Source organism: Olleya marilimosa CAM030, assembly GCF_000518485.1.
GTDB lineage: Bacteria > Bacteroidota > Bacteroidia > Flavobacteriales > Flavobacteriaceae > Olleya > Olleya marilimosa.
The window spans coordinates 78,126-104,099 of sequence record NZ_JADR01000005.1; the positions used below are offsets into that span (position 1 = coordinate 78,126).

The window sequence follows — 25,974 nt, forward strand, 5'->3', positions numbered from 1 at the left end:
TATTCGAGGTTAAACGAATTTAGTTGAAAAAAATGACAAAGTCAAATTTGCAATTAATGCAGTATCGGAATAAAGGTTAAGATAAAGTTGATTAATACACGCAAATATCTTCTGCTCAAAAATACTGGAACTTTGTAATGTAGATTTTAAAGGAGATTTCTAAAAAGTAAACGTTTTTAGCAAGGTTAACTTTATACTAAAAAAGCACAATCTATAGATTGTGCTTTTTTATATTTTATTACTTGTAATTATCTATACAATAATTGTTTATTTATAATGGTTTCAGTCTTTTACAAAGCAGCATTTCCATAATATTTTTTTCTTAGCCAGAACGAGACTCTCACTAATAAAATCAGTGCAGGAACTTCTACTAAAGGACCAATAACACCAGCAAAAGCTTGTCCAGAATTAAGTCCAAAAACAGCAATAGCGACAGCAATAGCTAATTCAAAATTATTACCAGCAGCAGTAAAAGCAACAGAAGCGGTTTTATCATATTTTGCACCAGAAGCTTTTGTAAAGAAAAATCCGATAATAAACATTAGTAAAAAATAGATAAGTAATGGTACTGCAATAATCAAAACATCCATTGGTATTTGTACAATTAACTCACCTTTTAACGAAAACATAATGACTATTGTAAATAATAGTGCAATTAAAGTCATAGGAGATATTGTTGGTATAAATGTATTAGTATACCAATCTTCACCTTTTAATTTTACTAAGATTTGTCTACTTAAAATCCCTAAAAGAAAAGGGATTCCTAAATATATAGCTACACTTTCTGCAATGGTACCTATTGCAATATCTACTATAGCACCTTCAAATCCAAAATAAGGAGGTAATATGGTTATAAAAAGCCAAGCGTAAAAACTATAAGCAAATACTTGAAAAATGCTATTTAAAGCGACTAAACCTGCACCATACTCGCTACTACCTTCTGCAAGATCATTCCAAACCAAGACCATTGCAATACAACGTGCTAAACCAATTAAAATTAACCCAACCATATATTCTGGATAGTCTTTTAAAAACGTAATAGCCAGAATAAACATTAAAACAGGTCCAATAATCCAATTTAGAATAAGCGAAATTGACAATATTTTAGTGTTTCTAAAAACCTTTGGTAATAAAGCGTAATTAACTTTTGCTAATGGTGGATACATCATTAAAATTAAACCAATTGCAATTGGGTAATTTGTAGATCCACTACTAAAGGAATTTATAATATCTGGAAAGGTTGGTATAAAATACCCAAGTCCAACACCAATTATCATTGCTACAAATATCCATAGTGTTAGATTTTTATCTAGAAAACTTAATTTTTTTGTAGCCATTTCTATGATTTTATTTGAGAGAAAACAAATAACATTTCAGTTGCTATTTGCAAACTTCTTTCTTTGTATTTTTCTTCTTGTTGTGGTGTGTTATCAAATGCTTTTGGATCTTCAAAAGTAATAGGTGTACGTTGCTCTGCACCAGCAATAAATGGACAACCACCATCTGCTTGACTACAAGTCATAATTGCAGCAAATTGTGATTGCGGATTAAAATCGTTATCTAATGTTTTTGAAAAACCAATAATTGGATGTTCGTTATTAGAATATTTGATTGAATAAATTGGATTTTTATCGTTTGATAGAGCATTTATTTTAAACCCAGATTGGTTTAATGTTTTGATAACCATTGGGTATACTGCTGTTGCTTCAGTACCACCAGAGTAACAAAATACGTTTTTAATAGCAAAGTAGCTGGCTATTGTTTGTGCCCAAATTTGCGATAAATGACTGCGTCTAGAATTATGTGTACAAATAAAATTAATACGTATTTCTTGGTTATTATTCACCTTTGATTGTATATAATCAGCTAAAGGCTGTAATACTTCTTTTCGTGATTCAGAAATGGTATCTGGTCTTAATTGCTTAATTGTTTTTTCTATGTCTTCAAATAGTATAGGCTGTGTATTAGACTTCATTGTAAGTTGATTTTAAAAAAACAGTTTGTATTATATGACTAATATATTTTTTGATATTTAAATTAATTCTATTATTAATTAATTCATTGCAATGTTACGATTAATATTTTAACATTCAAATAAATTATATCTCAATTATGTATTACTTTACATAAAGTTAATCTTAGAATTGTAGTCTGTTAATGGATTTATGTTTTTGTTGTAACGGTTCCGTTTATAGTACAACTTAATTTAACTGTATTATAAATGGTGCCAAACTTTTCAATATTCTTTTTTAGTAAAGCACTATTTAGATTTTGATCGTTTGTGTACACTGTTAGTTGATAGTCTATATGATCCATTCTAGGAGGTTTTTCTAATCGGATTGCGTTTACTGTAATGTCTGCATAAGCATATTCAAATTTCATTAAAACAGAAAAACGTTGCACATTTTTTAAAATGCAAGCAGCAAATGCGCTTAAAAATAAATCAGCTGGACTAGCAAGCGTATCGTTAGATTGTGGTGTAGTACCAAATTGTATCGAAGTCTCTTTTATAGTGATGGAAGCGTCCTTATTGGCAAAGGATTTAGCGTTAATAGTATATGTCATAATAAATAACTTACAATGTTGTTACTAATATTTTAGTCTAATATTTGATAATCTATATCCAGTTTGCGCAAGGCTCTTAACGCAGATCCAGAGTTTTTGTCATTTACTTCAAAATCTACAGGATCTCCTTCTAATAAAATTTCTGTAAATTGAAAGGCTTGTGCTGCATTAATATCTTTTGCAATAGCTTCGATACAATTAGCAATTCCTTTTTTGTCAGGTCTAATCGCGTCGCAGGATAATAGGTTTATTTTCATAACAGTAATTTAGTAATTTAAAACCATATACTTTAATATGTATAAGGTTATTATTTTACTAAACTATATTTAGTTTTTGTTTAGCATTGTTAAAGCAAAAAAAAAGTTGCTATATCCATTACTTAGGTAATGTTTATAACAACTTTAGTTATTTTATTGTTAGATTTTATTGGTCGTACAATCCTTTTATTTTTTTAAGTTTTGTATTCCATAATTGTAAGTCGTCCTTATGTTTTTTGATGTTTTTATGCACCTCTTTAACTAAAGGATTATCCGATTTTACATTAGAGAAAAATTGAAGGTTATTTTCTAATTGAATTATTTCTCCTTTAATGTCGTCAACTTTTTTCTGGATATAAAAACGTTCGTTATCAATAGCTCTGCTGTCATCTCCAGACGCTAATTGATCTAATTTGTTTTCAAATTTAATTAGCTCTGCTTCAGTTTTGTTTAAATCTAAAGATTTAAATAATCCATCCAGTGTATCGTTAAAGTCACTTTCTATTTGTCTTTTATTACGTGGTACACGACCTAAAGTTTTCCAGCTATTAATTTGTGTTTTAATAGTTGCTAAATCCGTTTTTTGATCTCCAGAAAGTGTCAGGTTTTTAACCTCAGATAGTAAGGCTTCTTTTTGTGTAAAAGCCTCTTCCTCTTCTGCACTAGCAGCATTACGTTGTTCTTTAATACGATCAAAATAGTGGTTACAAGCACTTTTAAATTGCTTCCAAATTTTGTCACTATCTTTTCTAGGTACATGTCCAATACGTTTCCAATCGCCTTGAATTTTTTTCATCAACTGTGTTGTTGCTTCAAAATCTTCACTGTCTTTATTGTCTTCGGCAATTTTAATTAACGCTAGTTTTTTCTCTAGGTTGTCGTATTGGTCTTTTTTTAAGTTTTTATAAAACTCGTTTTTGTTTCTGTTAAAACGTCTAACCGCTTCTTTAAATTTAGCCCATGTTGCTTCGTTAACCTTAACAGGTACTTTACCTGCTTTAAAAAACTCTTCTCTTAAGGCTTCAATTTCTTTAATCTTATTTTGCCAACCACTATGGTTAGTAATTTTTTCATTTGCTTTCTCTTCAATAAGCGTGATAATAGCCTGTTTGTTTAATAAGTTTTGCTCATAAACAGTGTCCAAGTTTTTAAAGTAATCTTGACGCTTAGCATTAATTTTTTTAGTCGCTTCTTTAAAGCGTTCCCAAATTGGTTCTCTATGCTCTCTTGCTACAGGTCCAAGCTCTTCTTTCCAAATTTTATGTAAATTTTGAAGTTCTCTAAAAGCTCTGTTTGTGTTTTCATCATCAGCTAACGCTTCCGCTTGTTCGATAATTTTAGTTTTAAGCTCTAAATTATGTTCAAAATCTTTATCACGTAGGTCTCTGTCTAAATGTAGTAAGTCATAAAAACGTTCTACATTAAAATGATAGCTATTCCAAGCGTTGTTATACTTGTCTCTTGGTATTGGACCAGCAGTTTTCCATTGGTCCTGTAAGTCTTTAAATTTTTTGTATTTAGTATTCATAGAGTCTTCAGCATCTTCTGTTAATGCTTTAATACCGTCTATGATGGCTAATCGATTAGTAAGATTTTGCTTATGGTTTTGCTCTATATTTTTGTAGTGAGCACTTAAACGCTGTCTGTAATCTTTATATATGTCTTTAAAGTTTTGTTGTAAAGGTGTGTGATATCTAAAATCAATCTCATTACCACCACTACTTAAAAATTCTTCTTTTTTCTCATCTAAAAGCTCATGAAACTGCTTGTCAAATTCTGTTTTAATAGCGTCTACATGCTTTTTAATGGCTTGTACTTTTTCGTTTTTCACCAAACGTTCAAGCTCTATTACCAATTGCTCTAAATTAAGCGACTCGTAATCTTTGTCTTCAATATTGTGTCTGTCAACGTTACCTTCATCTTCAGCGTCTTCCGCGTTAGAATCTTCAATTTCATTTAAAACATCATCGTTATCTTCTGTATTAGAAGTTACTTCTTGTGGTGTTTTTGGTTGTACGTTTTCAGTATTTTCTTTCGTTCCATCTGCATTTTGCAGGTTATCTAGCTCTGACATTTTTAAAATGTTTTTAGTTGATATTTATGTATTTAGCTTTTAAAGATAGTGACAAGTTGAAAAACTACCAATAATTTGTTGATTAAGTCTTAATTTAAAGAGTTTTATTCCAAATTTTCCATGATTTTTCAGCCTGAAAAACTAACATGTCATAACCATTAATTGTAGTGGCACCATGGTTTTTGCCATGTTTTAAAAAAACGGTTTGTGAGGGATTGTAAATTAAGTCGAATAATATATGTTTATTTGAAAGACCACCATAAGGTATATTTGGTGCCTCATTTACATCAGGAAACGTCCCAACAGGTGAACAATTTATGATGATTTGGTGATCATTAATAATGGTTTCTGTTAAAGTGTCATAGGTGTAACTAACTGCTTTTGACTGCTGTCTTGATACAAAATGAAACTGGATATTTAACTGTTTTAAAACATACGCAATTGCTTTGCTAGCTCCACCTGTACCTAAAATTAAAGCTTTTTTGTGATGCTTTTTAATGTGTGGTTTTATGCTTTTTTTAAAACCATATATATCTGTATTGTAACCTTTAAGGCGTCCTTTTTTAGTGAATTTTATCGTATTGACAGCTCCAATTTTTTTTGCTTTTTTGTCCAAAGAATCTAAAAAGGGAATAATACTTTCTTTATAAGGGATGGTAACATTTAAACCAGATAACCCTTTGGTGGTTAATATGTTTTCTTTAAATTTATTAATATTCTGAATATCAAAATTCTGATATTTAGCATCAGTAATATTTTCGTCCTTAAATTTTATTGAAAAATAGTTTTGCGAAAAAGAGTAGGAGATATCCTTACCAATTAATCCATAGTTACGCATGTGTTTGCTTTGTTTTTTGTCCATAAATTTCTAATCCTAATACGATTGCTATTCCTATTATGGTGTAGAAAAAAGCAATTAAAGTTTCGGTATTAAGTTCTGGTAAGAAACGTTCGTAATTTTCAATTATCTTTTGACCTCTAGAGTCAACTAAAAATTCTCCCGTAGCTTTTGTTTTAAAAATGGTGTGTTTAAATGGCCATACAACGCCAAGTGAGCCGACAATAAATCCAATGATAGAGGCTAAAGTAACACTTTTGTAATGTTTTAAAATGTAATTTAATGCATGTGAAAAGGTGACTAAACCTACAACAGAACCTAATGTAAATACCGCTAATACTTTTAACATTCTTAAGCGTTCTAGATTTGATGTAAAACTAAAATCGCCAATTAAAACCTCGGAAAAAGTATCAAATAACGCATTGACAGAATCTACTAAAAGTAAGACGTAATTGCCAAGTAAAATTAAGATAAACGAACCTGAAAAACCAGGTAATGTCATTCCAGAAACACTAATAATGCCACAGAAAAACACAAAAATCAGATTGTCGTTTTCAGTTGCAGGATCTAAAAAACTAATACCAAGACCTAAAACAGCTCCTATAGCTAAAGCAAAATAGGTTGTTGTTTTCCAGTCTTTAAAATCTTTGCTTATATAATAAATGGATCCAATAATCATCCCAAAAAAAACACTCCAAACATATAGTTGATAGTGTGTAATTAGGTAATCTAGGATTTTTGAAACACTAAAATAGCTGACTATCATTCCAAAAAAAAGTAAGCTTAAAAAGCGTCCATTTATGTAATTGTAAAAGGCTTTAAAACGTCCTTTTAAAAGCAATTTAAAAGCAGTACTATTTACTTTTTGTAAAGAATGTATAAACTCTTCATAAAAACCAGCAACAAATGCTACAACACCACCAGATACACCAGGAACTTTATTAGCAGCTCCCATGCCTAATCCTTTTAAGATTAAGAATAGTTTATCTTTAAATGTACGTGTGTTTTGCATTTATCTAGCTTTGTTACCTACTTTTTCTAGAATAAAAATAGTAAAAAAACCAGCAATCATTAATCCTATAGCTAAGACTAACTGTGCATCTGTATTTGCATTAATTTGAGAATAAGTTGATGGTAGTACGCTTTGCTCTAAAACTGTTTTGTAGCTATCAAAATCCAAGCTATTTTTTTGAAACACACTTAATGTTTGATAGTCTGACAGTCCCATAAAATCTACAACAGAACCTGAGGCATCATCCATTACAGAAATAGTTTTTTTATAAGGCCAAACTTTGTTTAATGATCCTAATATAAAACCTGTTAGTATTGCTAAAGTTGTGTTGTGATAGTTTTTAAAAAGCCATTTTAAAACGTGACTAAAACTTAATAAACCAACAATTGCTCCAGTTGCAAATAAGGCTATTTTTTTAAAGTCAAAGTCATGAAAAGCGTCACTTAAAGTTTTATAAGCTCCTAAAATAACTAGTATAAAACTACCTGAAATACCTGGTAAAATCATAGCACAAATTGCTAATGCTCCAGCAACAAATAAAAAATAGGCGTTGGTATTACTAGCTAAAGATGGTAAGCTAGTAATATAAAAAGCAGCAATGGTACCTAAAATTAAAGCAATAATGGTTTTAACAGACCATTTGTTAATTTGTTTACCAACAAAAAATATACTAGCTATTATTAATCCAAAAAAGAAGGACCAAATTAAAACGGGATGCTGCTCTATTAGATATTTAGCTAATCTCATAAAAGAGACAAAACTAATTATTATACCTGTTAATAGCGCTAAAATAAAATTACCATTTAACTGTTTCCAAAAGGCGAAAAAACCATCTTTTTTTAAGGTTTTTAGTAAGGATAAATTTACTCCACTTATTGTACTAATTAGCTCTTCATAAATACCAGAGATAAAAGCAATAGTCCCTCCAGATACGCCAGGAACTGCATCTGCTGCTCCCATAGCAATACCTTTTAAGCTAATGACAAGATAATCTTTTAAGCGTCTTTGCATAATTTGAGTTTTGTTGGTAACCAAAGGTATGCAAAAATCATTTTATGTTATGATTTATGTAACTTTTTTAACGCGTTTTTAAAGGTTGTAGATTGGTACACCATCGGAAAAATTTCTTCAATTATAAAAATTAGCTCCTCGTCAAAAGTCAGTCCATTTTTTAAGTGGTAGCTTGCTTTTTCGGTTTCTAATAAACTATAATAAATACCAGCTAATCTAAACTCAATTTCAGCATCCTCTGGATAAAATTCTGCTGCCTGGATTAAATTTAAGCTTGCAGCTTCAGGCTCTCCTAACTGAATTAAAATATCAGCTCTTTGTAACCAAGAGGCTAACTCGTAATTTCCAAGTTCTAAAGCTCGCTTATAGCCACGTTCAGATTCTTCTAAAAAGTTTAGTCTGTGGTTTATTTGTGCATAAAGTTTCCAATATACAGCGTTATCTGCATTAATATTAATAGCTTTATTAATATAATATAATGCTTTTTGATAGTTTTTTTGTTTGTTATAAAACTTTGTAATAGCAATCCAACCTTTATCAAGTAATGGATCTTCTTTTACAGTTTTATAATAATATTGTTTTGCTAATTCTATCTGACCTAGTTTTTCATGACATCGTCCCAATCTTAATAAAGCAAAAGATGTAGGGTCTTCCAATTCCAAGGTTACTGCGTAATTTTCTATTGCTTCGTTGTAACGCTTTAACTTTTCTAGGACTTTACCTTTTTCAATATAGGCACCTACAAATGTGTCGTCTGATATAATAGCAAATTCAAAAGCTCCTAAAGATTTTTCGTATTGTTTTAATGTAAAATACTGTTTACCTAGCTGGTGCCAAGCAACTTCACAATATGGATTTTTGTCTAAATAATCATTTAGAAAGGTAATGGCTTCATCATTTTCATTTAAAAAATCGAAGCAATACATAATGTTGTATAACGCAGAATAGTCATCCATGTCATCTTCTAAACAACGCATAAAGCTTTGTTTTGCTTCTTCAAAATTATCTAAAAATAGATATTCCATTCCTATTAAAGAATGTAATTCTGAGGATTCTTCTGCTAAATCTAAAGCTATATTTAAAACTTTAATCGCGTCTTGATGCTTATCATCTTTAGATAATATATTTGCTTTTTGAATGTATATTTCTTCATTTGAAGGCTCTAATACATACAAAGCATCTAGTAACTGATTCGCTTCTTTTAGCTTATTTTCAAACACATAAATTTCTACCTTAAATAATTTTAGATTAGTAGAGGTAGGGTGTTGCTCTAAGCCTAATTTAATAGCCTTTTTTGCTAAAGATACTTTACCTTGGTTTAGGTAATGGTGTATTATATTTTCAAATTCGTCCGAGTCAAAAAACAACACATTGTTTGTTTTTAACATCGATTCAAACTTGCTAAGCGATACTTTATTTGGTTCTTCTTGACTAAACTCCATAGGCACTGTTTAGGTGTTTCTATTGTAATAAATGTAATGTTCTATTACTTTTTAAATGGCATTTGCCACTTTTGTTTTTAACAAAGTAATCAACAATTACGGGTTTTGATGTGTTTTTGATTGATTGAAAGCGTCTTACTCTTTAATTAGAGTCCGTTATTTTATTTAATAAGTCAATAATAATGCCACACCCTTTAATAATTTCTTCATTACTGATGGTTAAAGGTGGTGTAATGCGTATTGCTTTAGGCTCAAACAGCAGCCAAAAAAGTATTAATCCTTGATTTTGCGCTTGTAGTACCACTTGGTCAGTGACTTTAGCATCTGTTGTAATTGCTGCCAACATCAAACCACGACCTCTAATTTCGGTAATTAAAGGATGTTGTAAGTGTTGCCTGAATAATTGTTCTTTTTCTAAAGCTTGTGACATTAAGTCACTATTTGTTACCTCTTGTAATGTGGCTAAAGCCGAAGCTGCAATTAATGGGTTACCACCAAAAGTTGTAATATGGCTTAGCTTTGGTCCATCCTGAAAGGCATCCATATGCGTTTTAGACGCTGTAAATGCGCCAATTGGTAAGCCTCCAGCTAATCCTTTTCCGGTAACGACTATGTCTGGAACTACATTATAATTTTGAAAACCAAATAATTGTCCTGTTCTGCCAATACCTGGTTGTATTTCGTCTAAAATTAATAACGCTCCAACGTCCTGACATTTAGCTTTTAAACTTGCTAAATAGTCGTTTTTAGGCTCTATAAAACCAGCTCCACCTTGAATAGTTTCTACTATTACTGCAGCAGTTTTTGTTGTGATATGTTTAAAATGAGGTTGGTAATTAAACGTAATGTGACTAATATCTGGCAGTAATGGTCTAAAAGGTGCTTTTCGTTCTTCAAAGTCCATTAAACTTAAAGATCCTAAAGTATTACCATGATAGGCATTATGTGCTGCAATAATCTGACTACGTCCAGTAACACGTCGTGCTAATTTTATAGCACCTTCAATAGCTTCTGTACCAGAATTTACTAAATATGTAGACGTTAATGGTTCTGGTAAATGATCTGCTATAAATTTACATAAATCTACTGCTGGTTTTTGGACATATTCTCCATAAACCATAACATGTAAATACTTGTCTGCTTGTTGTTTAATAGCATTTACTACCTTTGGGTGGCTATGTCCTAATGTACATGCAGATACACCTGCAACAAAGTCTAAATAAGCTTTGTTATTGGTGTCGTAAATGTAACTTCCTTTAGCATGAGAAATTTCTAGAGCTAAAGGATATGGTGACGTTTGTGCTTGATGTTTAAAAAATCTATCCTTCATAACTCCTAATCCTGGTCAGTCTTAGATTGTACTTTTTGATTAACTGTTTTCTTTTTTGAAGTTGCTTTTTGTACAGCAGGAGTGTTAGTATTTGTATTTAAGAATTTTTTAGGGACATTTCTAGAGGCTTTAGGAGCTTCGTCTTTTTTGTTTAAATTCTTCTTTTCAGCTTCGTCGTCTGCTTTTTTAACACGTCCAATTAAGGCTTCACCAAAAAACTCTTCACCTTCTTGATAGGGTTCTAGTCCTTTAATTACAGGTAATGTAAATGGTGGATCGTCTTTAAATAAGTCTTCAACAGATTTTGGACGTTCATCATCTCGCCAATCAAAACCTCTAAGTTTTCTAGCGTTTAATGGTAAATCTTCTTCTGTGTAAAGCTTACCTTCAAATTGTAAAAGTTTTCTAAGCTCAACAACTTCTTTTTCTTCAAAATAAATAATAATATCTGAAGATTTTGATTTTTCTATACCTATTAACTCTTGCTTATCATTTCTACTAAAGTTAATAGATTCTGCATTTTTAAGTATATCTACTTGCTTGATTTGATTATCATCATCAAACATTCCTATTAAGCGTTTACCAGAAATTTGATTATATGAGTCCTTACTAATCGTATCCTTACTAATTAAAAAAGCATTATAAAAAACGATGAGTGAATCTAATTTTTCGGTTTTAGGATTTGATTTTAAATGAATTGTGTCACCTGTCATTTGATTGTCCAGATTCCAAAGTATAGGTTTTCTTGCAGCCGAAAACGCATCGCCTTTATTTAATCGTTTTAAGTTGATTAACTGTGTTAGTCCTGTTTTATGGTCTGCATGAATCGAATCTGCTTTGGCACTAATATCTGATTTATACACTTTACCATTGTAATACCCTCTAGTAACACGATGTTCTGGTTTTCCTGTAACCATCAACGTGTCTGCATGCATGTATATACTATCTTTTTCTTGGATAGTAATTGCTAATGCACGTTTGGTAATAAACACAGAGTCTTTAGCACGATAGACCTCTGCATAATGTCCTTTAATGATACTGCTATTAATGGTATCTGTAACTGTTATATTATTGGTTGCTGATGCAAAATTTAATCTTCTGTCAAAATGTAAACTGTCACCAACAATAACACGATTATCGTAGTCTATTCTTGAGTTTCGGACAAAATAGCCAGTATCGTTTGTGGTGTCGTAAAAACCACGCTCGCTATATATTTTACTGCTATCACCAACTATTGTTGAAGGACCATACATGTATGCGTGACCATTATCAGAATAATAATCCAGGGTTTTTGTGTTAAGCTCGTAATCTGGATTGACGAGTTTAACGCTATCTACAAAACGGTATTTTTTGTCATTCATATAATAACGACCAATACGACTTGTAATTGTCCCAGATGAGTCCCTTACAACTTTACCTCCAGATTTATAATAGGATTCCTGTTTTGCTCTGTTGAAGTATAGCGTGTCAGATGTTATGGTAGATTGAGGATCTGTCAATACAACATCACCACTTGCAAACGCTAATTGTGTTTTACCAGAATACTCCACGTATTTAGACGTTAAGTTAATGGTGTCACCTTGCTTCATGTTAACATTTCCGTAGGCTTCGACAAAATCTTCTTTACCATAAAATATGGCTTTGTCACAAAACATATCAATACCATCATGGTAAATATGGACTTGACCTTGATCACTTCTGGTTAGGATACTTGCTCCTGGAAAGTTTTCTTCGTCAATATCACCAAAAGCACCAGAGTCTTTAATCTCGATGGTTTTTTGTTGCGCTATTCCTAATTGCATAGTTAGCATTAAGAATAAAAAATATATGTGTTTATTAATTTTCAAGATGTTATTGTTTGGCACAAAAATAACGATTTAATAGACTTAGTATTATCTATTAGGAATTATTTAAGATGAAAAAACCTGCTATTATATTGAATAGCAGGTTAGTAATTGTAATTTATTTTTTAATTACCTAAAAATAGTCTGTTTTCTGTCTGGTCCAACAGATACTATTTTAATAGGAGTTTCTAATTCTTCTTCTAAGAAAGCGATGTAATCATTAAGTTCTTTTGGTAGTTGAGAAGCTTCACTCATTTTAGTCAAGTCTTCGCTCCAACCTTTAAACTCGGTATAAATAGGTTCTACATTTTCCGGTTCTATGTTAAACGGTAAATGCGTAATCGTTTCACCTTTATATTTATAAGCAGTTGCTACTTTTAAAGTTTCAAAACCAGATAAAACATCACTTTTCATCATCATTAATTGTGTAACACCATTAACGCGACAAGTGTATTTTAAAGCCACTAAGTCTAACCATCCACAACGTCTAGCACGACCTGTTACTGCTCCAAATTCTTGACCAACTCTAGCCATTTCTTCTCCATCTTTATCAAACAATTCTGTTGGAAAAGGTCCAGAACCTACACGTGTTGTGTATGCTTTAAAAATACCAAAGACTTCTTTAATTTGGTTTGGTGCAATACCTAAACCAGTACAAGCTCCTGCTGCAGTTGTATTACTTGATGTTACAAATGGATAGGTACCAAAATCGATATCTAAAAGCGATCCTTGAGCACCTTCGGCTAAAATGGTTTTACCATCTTTAAGGGATTGGTGTAAATAAGCTTCGCTATCTATAAATTGTAATTCTTTGAGTTTTTCAATAGACTCAAAAAATTCAACTTCCATTTCTTCTAGATCGTATTGTACGTCTACATTATAAAATGCAATCATAGCTTCATGCTTATTAGCTAAAGCTCTGTATTTTTCTTTCCAGCTATCTAGTTCTAGATCACCAACTCTAATACCGTTTCTACCAGTTTTATCCATGTATGTTGGACCAATACCTTTTAAAGTAGAACCAATTTTAGCTTTTCCTTTAGAGGCTTCGCTAGCTGCATCTAATAAACGATGCGTTGGTAAAATTAAATGTGCTTTTCTAGATACAATTAGTTTGGCTTTGTAATCAACATCAAATTGGTCTAAACCCTCTAATTCTTTAATAAAAACAACTGGATCGACTACTACACCATTTCCAATAACATTCATAGCATCTTTATGAAAAATTCCTGAAGGTATAGTACGTAGTACGTGTTTTATTCCGTCAAATTTAAGTGTATGTCCTGCATTTGGACCACCTTGAAAACGTGCTATGATATTGTAATTTGAAGTTAAAACGTCGACAATTTTTCCTTTGCCTTCATCTCCCCATTGTAAACCAAGTAGTAAATCTACTGCCATTTTTAATTAGTTGTGTTGTTATTATTTTTTTTTCGATTTCCGTAAAAATATAGTGAGTGCTTAGAGATTTCGATATCAAAGACTTCTTCAATTGTTTTTTTAATTGCCTGAATTCTTGGATCACAAAATTCTATAACTTCTCCTGTATCTTGAAGTATAACATGGTCATGTTGTTTATCAAAATAAGACTTTTCGTAATGTGCTTGATTTTTACCAAACTGGTGTTTTCTAACTAAGCCGCAATCTAGAAGCAGCTCGATAGTATTGTATAACGTAGCACGACTAACACGATACTTCTTGTTTTTCATGTTTAGATATAGGGATTCTATATCAAAATGTTCATCGTTAGAATAGATTTCTTGAAGTATAGCGTAACGTTCTGGTGTTTTTCTATGACCATTCGCTTCTAAAAAAGAAGTGAATACGTTTTTTACAATCTCTTGATTTTTTATATCTGTTTTTGCGCTCATAAATACCAAGCAAATTTACATCTTTTTTTGAGGTTGTAATCATAAAATTTAGACTTTGACAGATGTGTTATTAGACAGTTATTAACAACGCTACTTTAAACCCTAGTTACTTTATCAATTCCGTTAAGCTTTTTAAGATTATCCATTAGCTTTTTAAGCATGGATTTGTTGCGTACAATAACATTTATTTTTCCTTTAAAAATGCCATCATCACTCTGAAAACTTATACTGTTCATGTTGACATGCATGTTTGAAGATATGACTTTAGTAATGTGGTTTACTAATCCTAAATTGTCTATTCCAGATAGTATTATTTGAGCTGCAAACTCTTGTTGAGAAGAGTCTATCCATCTTGCTTGCATGATGCGATACGCATAATTAGATTGTAAACTTATAGCATTTGGGCAGTTTTTTTTGTGGACTTTAATACCATCATTAATAGTTATAAATCCAAATACTGCGTCTCCTGGAATTGGATTACAACAATTGGCTAATTTGTAATCTAGTTTTTCTTCTTCTTTACCAAATACTAATAGGTCATATTTATTTGTAATTTCATCTTTATTAACCTCCTCTGCAGATATAGTTTGTTTTCTGGTAATTTTATTTTTAAAGAAACTTACTAAAGCGTTACTGCGCGAAGCAGCATACTCCTTAAGCATCGTGTTATCAATATTACCTGTACCTACACGGTAAAATAAATCTAAACTAGTTTTTAAATGAAAATGGCTTACCATTTCATTAACCGATTTTTCATTAAGCGTAATTTTAAGTTGTTTTAGTTTACGTCTTAAAATTTCTTTTCCTTCTTCGGCTATTACTTTAGTATCTTCTTTTAATAACGATTTAATTTTACCTCTAGCTCTTGCTGTGGTTGCGTAATCTAACCAGTTAGGATTAGGTTTTGCGTTTTCTGAAGTGATAATATCTACTTGATCACCACTACTTAATTCGTGACTTAAAGGCACTAGTTTTCCGTTAACTTTGGCGCCTCTAGTTTTTTTACCAACTTCTGTGTGTATACTAAATGCAAAGTCTAAAGGTGTAGCGCCTTTAGGTAAGGACTTTAATTCTCCTTTAGGTGTAAAAACAAAAATTTCTTTAGAATACAGGTTTAGTTTAAACTGCTCTACAAAATCGACTGCATTGGTAGACGCATTTTCTAGCGCTTCCTGCAAACGATTAATCCACATGTCTAAATTATCCTCTTTGTCTTCGGCATTTTTATATTTGTAGTGTGCTGCATAACCTTTTTCGGCTATTTCATTCATGCGTTCACTACGTACTTGCACTTCTACCCATCGTCCTTTTGGTCCCATTACAGTAATGTGTAAAGCTTCATAACCAGTGGATTTTGGAGAGGATATCCAATCACGTAATCGGGTTGGGTTGGGTCTAAAATGGTCGGTTACAATGGAGTAGATTTTCCAGGCTAAAAACTTTTCGTTTTCACGATCACTTTTATATATAATTCGGACTGCAAATTTGTCGTAAACCTCATCAAACGTGACGCCTTGCTTGTCCATTTTACGTTTGATGGAAAAAATGGATTTAGGTCGTCCTTTTATGGTATAGTTTAAGCCTTCTTTGTCTAAGGATTTTTTAATAACATCATTAAACTCGGTTATATAGGCATCTTGTTCTTCCTTACTTTCTTTGATTTTATTAAGAATCTTGTTGTAAGTATCAGGCTCAGTATATTTTAGTCCTAAATCTTCTAATTCTGTTTTAATATTATATAACCCAATTCTATGCGCTAAAGGTGCATAAATGTATAGGGTTTCGGATGCTATTTTTTCTTGTTTATCAGGACGCATACTGTCCATGGTTTGCATGTTGTGCAAACGGTCTGCTATTTTTATAATGATAACTCTAACGTCGTCATTTAAAGTTAGTAGCATTTTTCTAAAGTTTTCGGCTTGTAAAGACACGTCCATGTCTTTTTCTTTACTTAAAGACGAAATTTTTGTCAAGCCATCTACAATTTTAGAAACGGTAGATCCAAATAAATCTTCGATATCTTTAATGGTGTAGTTTTCGTTATCCTCAACCACATCATGTAGTAACGCAGCAGCAATAGATGTTGCATCTAGACCAATTTGTTGCGCAACAATTTTGGCAACAGCAATAGGATGGAAGATGTAGGCTTCTCCACTTTTTCTGCGTTGAGGACGATGCGCTTCAACAGCTACGTCAAATGCTTTTCGTATTAGTTTTTTGTCCTCTGTAGACAATGTGCGATAACTAACTTTTAACAGTTGTTTATACGCTTTGGCAATGTCTGCATTTTCTTTTTCAATATCGATTTCTGTCATAGATTGCTCTCCTTCATTTAAAATAGAATGAATACTAAAAATACTACAAAATTATGAATAGACAACACACATTTGTCTAATTTTGATTAAAACTGAATAAGGATATTTTGTGACGCTTTTTTTAAAATAAAAAGACTATTCTTCTTTATAGACTTCCATTTTTAAACCCATACCATAATTGTTTAAACCAGCGTTTAAAAGATTAGAGTTATCGATGTTTTTTTTGTCAAAAAGAACCCATTGTCCATTGTTTTGAAAAACACGTTTTACAAAGGTAGTTTTTTCAGAAATTTGGTCTGTAAAAGGTAGCAAAGGTCTAAAGGTTGTCGATACTTTAACAATACCACGTCTAGTTTTGACTTCTTGATATTTTTTATTTGGAAGTAATTTTCCGTTTTTGTCTGTAAAGCCTAAAACTTGTATGGAAATGTAAATACCATCTTTTGGTATAAAAATATCAAATCCAGAGACATCAAATTCAAAAACAGGTTTGGTGTCTTGCGTAGCAATGAATATTACTTTTTCGTAGGTTAAAACATCACCAGGAAGCCCATTATTGTTTTCGTAAAATTGGACTCTAAATAACGTTGAAAAAGGACGTTTTGCCTTATTACTTTTACCTCTTTTGTCCCAATCTTTAGCTTCGGTTTTAATAGGAATTAGCACTTTAGTAACATGCTTTGGCTTGTTGTCAGTGTTAGGAAAAAATACAGCAATTTCGCTTTCAATAGTGGGTAACCAACATTTATAATAGTCATCGTGTGCTGTTGGCTTTAGTGTAACTTCTTTGTGTTTTCCTGAAGGTCTTGCAGTAACGATAACCTCATCTAAAAGATCAGATTGTGGTGTTAAATAAAGGGTGTCTTTTAGTGTTTTTGAAGCAAGTTTGACATCTTTATAACCTAATGCTGAAACGAAAAGCGAATCGATATCTGAATATAGCTTTTTGGTAAAGAAAAATTTGCCATCATCATCAGCAAATATTCCATTTCCGTTTCCAAACGAAACTGTAGCAAACGAGACGCCATTTTTTGTAATACTATCAATAATTCTAGTTTGACTAAAACTATTAATTGTAAATAGTATTGAAAGTAAAATAATGAAATGTCTAAAGTGCATACAGTTTATGTAATAATGATTAATACCAACGCTTTTTCTTCTTTTTCGACGCTTCGCTTTTACGTCCTTTTTTATGTTTACTCCCTTTTTTTGCAGATTTATGAATGATTGGTTTTGCTTTTGGGTCTAATGGGTAAGGATGATCATCTATAATATCTAATTGTAAATGAATCAGTTTTTGTATCTCCAATAAGTAAGTTTTCTCGTCTGCACTACAAAGCGAGTAAGCCATACCAGTTTGTCCAGCACGCGCAGTACGACCAATTCTGTGCACATAAGTTTCTGGGACGTTAGGAAGGTCAAAATTGACTACTGCATCTAAATTATCAATATCAATACCACGCGCAGCAACATCTGTTGCAATTAATATATTGACTTCTTTTTTCTTAAATTTATTTAATGCTTCTTGTCTTGCTGTTTGACTTTTGTCACCATGGATACTGTCCACTTTATAACTGTTTTTAAGCAGCGTTTTTTCTAATTTATCTACACCGTATTTAGTACGTCTAAAAATAATGATGTTACCTTTTATGGTGTTTCGTAGTAAATGTAAACCTAATTCTATTTTGTCTTTTTTAGGAACAAAGTATAGTAATTGATTGACATTTTTAGACGTCGAACTGTTTTGGGCAACCTCTATACGTTGTGGCTGGTTTAATATTGTACTTGCTAATTGTTCTACTTTATAAGGTATTGTTGCCGAAAATAATAGGGTTTGTTTAGTTTTAGGACATAACCTTTCAATTTTTTTGACATCATCAATAAAGCCCATGTCTAGCATCAAATCTGCTTCATCTAACACTAATGTTTGGACATAGTCAAGATTGACAAGGTCTTGCTTATGTAAATCTAATAAACGTCCTGGCGTTGCAATTAAAATATCAACACCATCACGAAGTATTTCTTTTTGTGGATCGATAGACGCTCCACCAAATATTACTGCGCTTTTTAAGGTAGTGTAAGTCGCATAGGCTTCAAAATTTTCGGCAATTTGTATTGCCAGTTCACGCGTTGGACTAACAATTAATGCTTTAATTTTTCTTCCTTTTTTAGGCGCGTCTTGTTTGTCAAATAATAACTGTAAAATAGGTAATGCAAAAGCAGCTGTTTTACCAGTACCAGTTTGGGCAGAGACAATAACATCTTTTTTGTTAAGTACTACAGGAATTGTTTTTTCTTGTACTAACGTTGGGTTGTCGTATCCTTTTTCGGCAATTGCGCGTAAAATAGGTCTATTAAGTTGTAAGTCTTTAAATGACATGAATTAAGATTTGCTACAAAGGTAGTTTTTTCCAAGCATTTATTGAGGCTTAATATTTTTTTACACTATACAAGGTGTTACTTTTTTGCTACTTGGATGGTGTAGGAAGTGACAATATCATTTTTTAGTTTTAAGTGTACGTCAAAAGTACCTATGTTTTTAAATTTACTAGCTAATGTTACCTGACCATTGTCTTGTTTTATGTATTCTAAATCACGAGTAATTTCATTAAAACCAGAATATTGTATTAATGTGACATCCTTTGTATTAATAGTGTCAGGAATTTTAAAGCTGAAATTAATGATTTCGTTTTCTTTTACAGTTGTGTTTAAATTTGAAGGACTAATAGGTGTGATTTGATGCGTAAACGTCTTACCATAAACCATTGGAGATGCTGTATAATCACTTGATATTAAAGTGCTATCCAATAACCATTTTTTATTAATTGGATAATGGTTTTTTGCAAATAGAATAGGTTCCGTTAAAAAGTAACCCAGATTATAGTCTTTAATAAATACATCATTTATAAAATAACCACTTGACCAAGTGGCATCGCATAAATACCATTTGTCATTTAGTTTAACTGCATTCCAAGAATGATTAACTAACTGTAAGGTATCTACATTAGTGGTTGTAGAACGTCCATAACCATTAATTATTTTACATTCTATATTAGCCAAGAAGCATAATTCTTTTATTAAATAAGCATAACCTGTACACATGGTTTTGTTTTGCTTTAATAGCTTTTTTATGGCTTTATTTTTATACGCATTATTCCAATTTAAATATCCAACACTATCCTTTTGAAACTTTGTTCTGTTTTTACTAACCTTACTATCTTGTACTAAGTCACCTTTAATATTTCTACAAACCCAAGTGTATATTGCTCTAAATTTTTCTGCTTCAGTAGGTAAATCAAAAGTCAAATTATGAGCAAGTAAGGGAAGGTTTTTTAAATCTAAGTTGCTATGACGTTTTGCTATATTATCAGCTCTGTTAAAATTGATGTCATCAAAATCGGTGATTTGAGCTGTTAACAAGAAGCTAAATAATAAGCAAAAGAGTAGGCTTAGTTTTTTCATATTAAAACGCTTTATTTTTTAGAAGAATAAACGGATTTAACAGCAACTTTACCCATCATAATATAAGAATCGTTACTTAAGCTTACATTTAAAAGTACGTTAGACATGCTGTCTGGATTTTGAATAACCATCTTTTTAGACTCATAACCAACATAGCTAAACACTAAAATATCACCTTCTTTTAGCTTTTCAGGAAATGTAAACTGTCCATCAAAATCAGTTGTAACACCTATAGTTGTACCTTGTAAAACTACGTTTGCGCTAGGAAGAGGTAAACCATCGTTATCATATACAGTTCCTTTTACAGTAATATTGGCTTGATTTTGATTGATTTTTATTTTAGGGGTTTTGACTCTGGATACATTGTCTTGTGCTTTTGCAGATGTTAAAGACAATAAAGCTAAACAAGCTAATCCAATGGCGCTTATAAAACTAAGTTTACTTTTTTTAGCTTGAGAAGGATATGTTGTTAATTGACTGTTTTTAAATCTTCCACAAACATTATTTGTGTTTCTAGTATTGAAGTACATACTGATGTCTTCTGTAGTCATTTTAGTAAAATCGATAACCTCTTTTGTGCAAGCGTTACAAAAACCACCTTTAGGTGTAGGCGTAAATTGATTATAATTTTGATTACAAGGCGTCGTGATGTCTAAGTTTATTTGATTTTTCATGATATATAAGTTTAATACATTATTATGTAACAAACCTATGGTAACAATTGAAGTCATAAAACCAACACTTAGTTAATCCTCCTTTTGGATGAGTAAAGCATGTCTTTTACAGAGGAAGCAAAATTACAGTTGGTTGATTATTGACACATTTTAGCAGAAACACCTAATTGATTAGCTAACTTTTTGCGACGTAAAGTAACTTTTTGAGGTTTTGTTTTTAAAAACTTAATAGGTAATGTTGAGTGGATTGCAATTGCATCGTATGTGGATTTATGCTCAAAAAAACATTCGCTATTATAAATGGTATTGTTATAAGTAAACTCAAACACAATAACGTACAAGTAGGTTTCAATAGTTTTTTTTGAACCACCATTAAACGTGGAGTTACTATGCGAATAGTCGTCTACACGCTTATTTATAACTTTAGCAGTTGTATAACTACCATATTTTTTTATTTCGGCTTGCTCATAATAATACATAAAACTAGAAGGTAATGTATATAGCATAAAGGCCAAGCTTAGGGCAATAAAAAGACCTCCAAATATTATAAATCCTAAGCCATTTTCAACTTTTAAACCTATAAAAGCAAATAAAACACCAAATAAAATTATAGCAAAACCAATTCCTAAAATCCCGAAGTGTGGTTTTGTGGCTTGCTTTATAAAGTTTTTACGATCTGAAAAGGTAGTTTTCAATGATAGATTTTAAATACTTAGCAAGTTAATTAAAAACAGATTTATATTTAGACGTTGCATTGGTTAAATTAACAGATAACGATTTTAACCAAAGCAATTGATTGCTTATTAAATGTGCTTCTTGAAGATCTAATAAGGTGTTTGAGTCAATTTCAGTCTGACCTGCTTGTATGTCAATATCTCGTTTTTCAGAAAGATTTGCATATTTGTTTTGTAACGTTTTATGCGCTTGGTTAATATCTTTAACTTCTGTAAAAGGAATGGTTTTGTCTTGTTCTAATTTTAAAGTGGCATGTTTTAAGGTGTCTGTTATACCATCAATAATAGTATCAAATTCTTCTGAAGCAGATGTTGTTTTGTGATTTAAAATATAACTTCCAATTGATGCTACAGCAGACAAAATGGTGTGATTTAAAGTAACGATATCGTAAACTAAAACCGATTCTTTTTGTTTCGATTTTGGGTCTTGCGTTAATCTTTGAAAAGCTGCATTTAGATTACTCATAGCTAAAAAGGCTTCTTTCCTAGAAATTTTATAGTCCAAGTTTTTAGCTTCTTTATTATGGTATAACTGTTTAGTAGCCTTTAAATAATTACTGTTAGATGTAATGGCATTGATTATAACTGCATCTAAATTTTTATATTCCCAACTAGGAAACAATAGGTAATTTGCCAAAACAGCAATGGTTGCTCCAATAACAGTATCAATTACTCGGTATTGAATTACAGCAAATGCATTTGGATCAATCAATGCATATACAAAAACAATGTTTAAGGTTATAAATGCAGCTCCTGCTTTATAACTTTGCTGTATTAATGAAAAAGCAAAGGTTAAAGATATGACTGCCAATACCATATATACAATGGTGTTTTGGGTAATCAATACAATGGTTGTTGCTATAATTGCTCCAATAATAGTACCTATAATTCGGTTTTTAGAGCGTTCTTTTGTTAATCCATAGTTAGGTCGCATAATAACCACTATAGTTAATACAATCCAATAGGCGTTTTTTAAATCAAAAAGACTTCCTAGTAAAAAACCAAAAACCATTGCTAAACTGACCCTAAAAGCATGTCTTAGCATTGGCGATTTTAAACTAAAATGTTGTACTAAAATATTTAAATTGTAATCTTGTGAGGTTAAAAACTGTTTAGAATCCTGTGTTTTTAAAGCAGCTTTAGTATTGTCCTTTACTTTGCTTAAAACACGTCTTATGGCTTTAACCTCTTGTAATAATTGCTTTTGGTAATCCTGAAGGTTTCTTAGTGTAATCGCACCTTCTCTTGCTTTTGGTAAAGTTACTTCTGCTATATAGTCTTGTATAGCAACATTAGTTTTAGTTGCAACATTATTAATAGCTTCAATATCTGGTAATGTATCTTTTTTTATTAATAACTCAGATAAGGTAATAAGGTGATTACCTAAAGCTTTATTTAAATCTTTAAAAGGTGTTAAGTATGATTTTTGAAGTCCAAATAACGTATCTATTTTAGAATAATCTAAGGTGTTTGCTAAGGCTAATTCAAAAATATCAACTAGCGATATAAAAATTAAAAGACGTCTCTCATTAGAGTAGGAGCGACCAGAACGTTTTCTGCCTTCCAATAGTAGTTCTCTTAAAGTTTCATGTTTTTCGCTTATTTGTGTTTGTAGGATCAGTGCTTTTTTAGCGTATTTTTCTCGTTTATTAGATTTAGTTAGCAGTTTACCCCTAATTTTTAAATACTCGCCAGTTAAAGCTAAAGTGTCAGATAATAACTGGTCGTCATCCTTTTTAGGCGCAATCCATTTAGAAAATAATGAAACCAATAAGTACCATAAACCTCCAACTCCCATTAAACCAACATGTAAAAAAATAGCAGCAGGATCTGGTTTACTAATAGCTAAAGCTAAAACAATAGCTAATAATCCAGAAAACGATATTAAAGAAGCTCTAAATCCATAAACAGATATTAAACTAATTGCAAAGCTTAACACTGCAATAGCAAGTATTAATAAGACAAAAACAGGTTTAGTAATAAAAATGATAAACGTTACCAACATGGTAAGTACAATACTAATTAGTATCCCATTAATTTTACGTCTTAAACTACCAGGAACATCACTTGGAGCATTCAAAAACGCACCAACAGCTATGGAAGGAGCATAGACAAATAAGTCTATAGCACTAAATATTACTAAAGGTAACACAGCAGCAATGGTAAGCACAACTCCTCTGTAAAAGCTTGAGCCTTTAAGGAATAATTCGATAGTTTTTAACTGTATTTTTAGCTTGTTTTGCATTAAAGCAAAGGTAGTTTTTAATGTGTATTAGCTAGATTAATGTTGTGTTAATTATAATTGAAGCAATCCAAAATCCTTTAATTTTTGCATTTGTTTAGAAAACCAAAAGAGCTCAAAATCTTCAAAATGGGATTCAAAATCTTTTTTTAATGCTGAAAAAGACAGTGCTTTTCCTGTGGTTGGTTTTAAGGTTTCTAGCGTATCAAGCAACCATTCGCCTTCAGGCTTATTAACCGTAATTTGAAGTCGATCCGTTTTATCATGAAACGTTAGCTCTAGCAATTCATTTACAAATCCTTTTTTATTTTTTGTGTATTCTCTAACTAAAGGTAAATGACCTAACCACACTATTTTGGCAGTTGGTTTGGTTGTTAAACTAGCTTGGGTGTTTAAGCAATCCTCAATATAATAAGGTGTAATTGTACTTTGCGGAATGTCAAAATCAAACCACTCTTGTAAGTCCATGTCAAAACCAATACCATGCATAAAATTAAATAACGACTTTTTTAATCCGAAACTAAACATATTATGGTCAATGCCAGTTTTGTCCGTAAAATCAATATCATTATTTGCAAATGTTATAGACTTGTAGTTTGGTGTAATCCCATAGTAAGAAGGATTTAATCCAATAGGACTGTGTGCTGTTAACGCAAATTGATGCCAAAAACCGGATTGTATAATACCAAGCTCAAACAACTGTCTGACCATCTCCAAACTATCAACAGTTTCTTGTACTGTTTGTGTAGGATAACCATACATTAAATAGGAGTGGACCATAATGTTAGCTTGTGTAAAGTTGCGCGTAACTTGTGCGACCTGCTCCACAGTTACACCTTTATCAATTAGCTTTAATAGTCTGTCTGATGCTACTTCTAAACCTCCTGAGACTGCAATACAACCTGAGGCTTTTAGTAAGTAACATAAATCTTGTGTAAAGTTTTTTTCAAACCTGATGTTGGTCCACCATGTAACGGTTAATTGACGTTTTAAAATTTCTAAAGCTAAGGCTTTCATTAATGCAGGAGGAGCAGCTTCGTCCACAAAATGAAATCCGTTTTCTCCTGTTTGCGCAATTAATTGCTCCATACGATCCACTAAAAGTGACGCAGCAATGGGTTCGTAAATTTTAATATAATCTAAGGATATGTCACAAAAGGTACATTTTCCCCAATAACAACCATGAGCCATAGTTAGTTTATTCCAACGTCCATCGCTCCATAAACTGTGCATTGGATTAGCAATTTCAATAACCGAAATATAATCTTCTAGCAACAAATCTGAGTAATCTGGTGTGCCAACTTGTAATTGTTTGTAATCAGGTCGTGTGGTGTTGTTTTTATATACAACTGTACCCTTGTCAAGAATAAAAGTTCTTTTAAATTCTTGTTCACAAAGTGTTTTATTTTGAGTATTACATACGTTTTGGTGCAATAACTCAATTGGCAGTTCACCATCATCTAAAGTAATAAAGTCAAAAAAGTCAAAAACACGTGTGTCTGTGACCTGACGTAATTCGGTATTAGGAAAACCTCCACCAATTGCTATTTTAATTTCAGGATAATTGGCTTTTATAAATTGTGCACATCTAAACGCACTGTATAAATTCCCTGGAAAGGGAACCGAAAAACAAATTAACTTTGGTTGTACCGTTTTTAGTTTGTCTTCTAATATGTTAAGTGTTAGGTCGTCTATAAATGTTGGTTTATTTTGTAGACTATCGTACAGCTCGTCAAACGCATTGGCACTTTGTCCTAAACGCTCAGCATATCTGCTAAACCCAAAATTAGGATCGATACACTCTATAATAAAATCCGATAAATCCTCAAGATATAAGGTTGCTAAATGCTTGGCTTTATCTTGCATTCCCATTTCGCCAAAAGCCCAATCCATATCTTCTAGTTGTTCAAATCTAGAGGCTTGTGGTAGGAAATTTGTGGTGCATATTTGTCTTGCTAAGGTTTGATTTTTACCTTGAAGAAATAAAATTATAGCATCTAAAGGCTGTAAATAATCCTCTTTTAAGGTGTAAATACGTTGACAGTTTTCAGTTGCAATTGAATCGTTTTCTATTGCTAAATCAAAAAGTTTTTCAAATGTTTTTTTACTGAATAATTCTAAAATCACCTCAATCCCTAAATCCATCTGAAAGGCAGAAACACCTATCGTATTTAAAAATCCTTTTAAATAGGCAGTTGCAGGATAAGGTGTGTTTAATTGCGTAAAAGGAGGCGTTATTAGTAAAAGATCTTTCAAAAAAAATGGCTTTAAAAATAGATTGCAGCAAAGATAAGTTAATGTAG

At 31.6% G+C, this 25,974-nt stretch carries 21 protein-coding genes; all 21 read right to left on the bottom strand.

Features of this window, described 5'->3' with window-relative positions; genetic code table 11:
• Positions 1-290: 290 nt before the first annotated feature.
• A complete protein-coding gene (arsB, locus tag M890_RS0106300; protein WP_028282720.1) occupies positions 291-1,337 on the bottom strand; it encodes an ACR3 family arsenite efflux transporter in 1,047 nt (348 codons plus the stop codon).
• Between the two features lie 2 nt (positions 1,338-1,339).
• A complete protein-coding gene (locus M890_RS0106305) occupies positions 1,340-1,975 on the bottom strand; it encodes an arsenate-mycothiol transferase ArsC (protein ID WP_028282721.1) in 636 nt (211 codons plus the stop codon).
• Positions 1,976-2,163: 188 nt separating this feature from the next.
• Positions 2,164-2,565: an OsmC family protein gene (locus M890_RS0106310; RefSeq protein WP_028282722.1), complete on the bottom strand. Its 402-nt coding sequence runs from the start codon at positions 2,563-2,565 to the stop codon at positions 2,164-2,166.
• 32 nt (positions 2,566-2,597) lie between these two features.
• On the bottom strand, positions 2,598-2,822 hold the full coding sequence (locus tag M890_RS0106315) for a hypothetical protein (protein ID WP_028282723.1): 225 nt from the start codon (positions 2,820-2,822) through the stop codon (positions 2,598-2,600).
• Positions 2,823-2,988: 166 nt separating this feature from the next.
• Positions 2,989-4,896 carry a DUF349 domain-containing protein gene (locus tag M890_RS0106320; RefSeq protein WP_028282724.1) on the bottom strand — a complete coding sequence of 636 codons (1,908 nt, stop codon included), beginning with the start codon at positions 4,894-4,896 and terminating at the stop codon, positions 2,989-2,991.
• Positions 4,897-4,990: 94 nt separating this feature from the next.
• On the bottom strand, positions 4,991-5,758 hold the full coding sequence (locus M890_RS0106325) for a shikimate dehydrogenase family protein (protein WP_232219134.1): 768 nt from the start codon (positions 5,756-5,758) through the stop codon (positions 4,991-4,993).
• Positions 5,727-6,746 (bottom strand): DUF368 domain-containing protein, encoded by a 1,020-nt coding sequence (locus tag M890_RS0106330; RefSeq protein ID WP_028282726.1) that lies wholly within the window; start codon positions 6,744-6,746, stop codon positions 5,727-5,729. Before M890_RS0106330 ends, M890_RS0106325 begins: the two co-directional genes overlap by 32 nt.
• Positions 6,747-7,757 (bottom strand): DUF368 domain-containing protein, encoded by a 1,011-nt coding sequence (locus M890_RS0106335; protein ID WP_028282727.1) that lies wholly within the window; start codon positions 7,755-7,757, stop codon positions 6,747-6,749.
• Positions 7,758-7,804: 47 nt separating this feature from the next.
• Positions 7,805-9,199 (bottom strand): tetratricopeptide repeat protein, encoded by a 1,395-nt coding sequence (locus M890_RS0106340; RefSeq protein WP_028282728.1) that lies wholly within the window; start codon positions 9,197-9,199, stop codon positions 7,805-7,807.
• A 142-nt stretch (positions 9,200-9,341) separates the two neighbouring features.
• Positions 9,342-10,529, bottom strand: a complete 1,188-nt coding sequence (locus M890_RS0106345) for an aspartate aminotransferase family protein (protein WP_028282729.1) — start codon at positions 10,527-10,529, stop codon at positions 9,342-9,344.
• A gap of 5 nt (positions 10,530-10,534) precedes the next feature.
• Positions 10,535-12,331 (bottom strand): OstA-like protein, encoded by a 1,797-nt coding sequence (locus M890_RS0106350; protein WP_232219135.1) that lies wholly within the window; start codon positions 12,329-12,331, stop codon positions 10,535-10,537.
• 171 nt (positions 12,332-12,502) lie between these two features.
• Positions 12,503-13,774, bottom strand: a complete 1,272-nt coding sequence (locus tag M890_RS0106355; protein WP_028282731.1) for an adenylosuccinate synthase — start codon at positions 13,772-13,774, stop codon at positions 12,503-12,505.
• Between the two features lie 2 nt (positions 13,775-13,776).
• Positions 13,777-14,244 carry a Fur family transcriptional regulator gene (locus M890_RS0106360; RefSeq protein ID WP_028282732.1) on the bottom strand — a complete coding sequence of 156 codons (468 nt, stop codon included), beginning with the start codon at positions 14,242-14,244 and terminating at the stop codon, positions 13,777-13,779.
• Positions 14,245-14,339: 95 nt separating this feature from the next.
• Positions 14,340-16,559 carry a RelA/SpoT family protein gene (locus tag M890_RS0106365; protein WP_028282733.1) on the bottom strand — a complete coding sequence of 740 codons (2,220 nt, stop codon included), beginning with the start codon at positions 16,557-16,559 and terminating at the stop codon, positions 14,340-14,342.
• A gap of 135 nt (positions 16,560-16,694) precedes the next feature.
• Positions 16,695-17,678, bottom strand: a complete 984-nt coding sequence (locus M890_RS0106370) for a peptidase associated/transthyretin-like domain-containing protein (RefSeq protein ID WP_028282734.1) — start codon at positions 17,676-17,678, stop codon at positions 16,695-16,697.
• Between the two features lie 19 nt (positions 17,679-17,697).
• Entirely contained in the window at positions 17,698-18,939 is a 1,242-nt protein-coding gene (locus M890_RS0106375) for a DEAD/DEAH box helicase (RefSeq protein WP_028282735.1), read from the bottom strand.
• Positions 18,940-19,016: 77 nt separating this feature from the next.
• Positions 19,017-20,021: a transglutaminase domain-containing protein gene (locus M890_RS0106380; protein ID WP_028282736.1), complete on the bottom strand. Its 1,005-nt coding sequence runs from the start codon at positions 20,019-20,021 to the stop codon at positions 19,017-19,019.
• Positions 20,022-20,032: 11 nt separating this feature from the next.
• Positions 20,033-20,695 carry a carboxypeptidase-like regulatory domain-containing protein gene (locus tag M890_RS0106385; RefSeq protein ID WP_198018201.1) on the bottom strand — a complete coding sequence of 221 codons (663 nt, stop codon included), beginning with the start codon at positions 20,693-20,695 and terminating at the stop codon, positions 20,033-20,035.
• Positions 20,696-20,832: 137 nt separating this feature from the next.
• Positions 20,833-21,390: a hypothetical protein gene (locus M890_RS0106390; protein ID WP_028282738.1), complete on the bottom strand. Its 558-nt coding sequence runs from the start codon at positions 21,388-21,390 to the stop codon at positions 20,833-20,835.
• Positions 21,391-21,415: 25 nt separating this feature from the next.
• Positions 21,416-23,674, bottom strand: coding sequence for an FUSC family protein (locus tag M890_RS0106395; protein WP_028282739.1), 2,259 nt, complete (start codon positions 23,672-23,674; stop codon positions 21,416-21,418).
• Positions 23,675-23,725: 51 nt separating this feature from the next.
• The gene (locus M890_RS0106400) at positions 23,726-25,927 is read right to left on the bottom strand and encodes a B12-binding domain-containing radical SAM protein (RefSeq protein WP_028282740.1); all 2,202 of its coding nucleotides are present in this window, start codon (positions 25,925-25,927) and stop codon (positions 23,726-23,728) included.
• Positions 25,928-25,974: the final 47 nt, after the last annotated feature.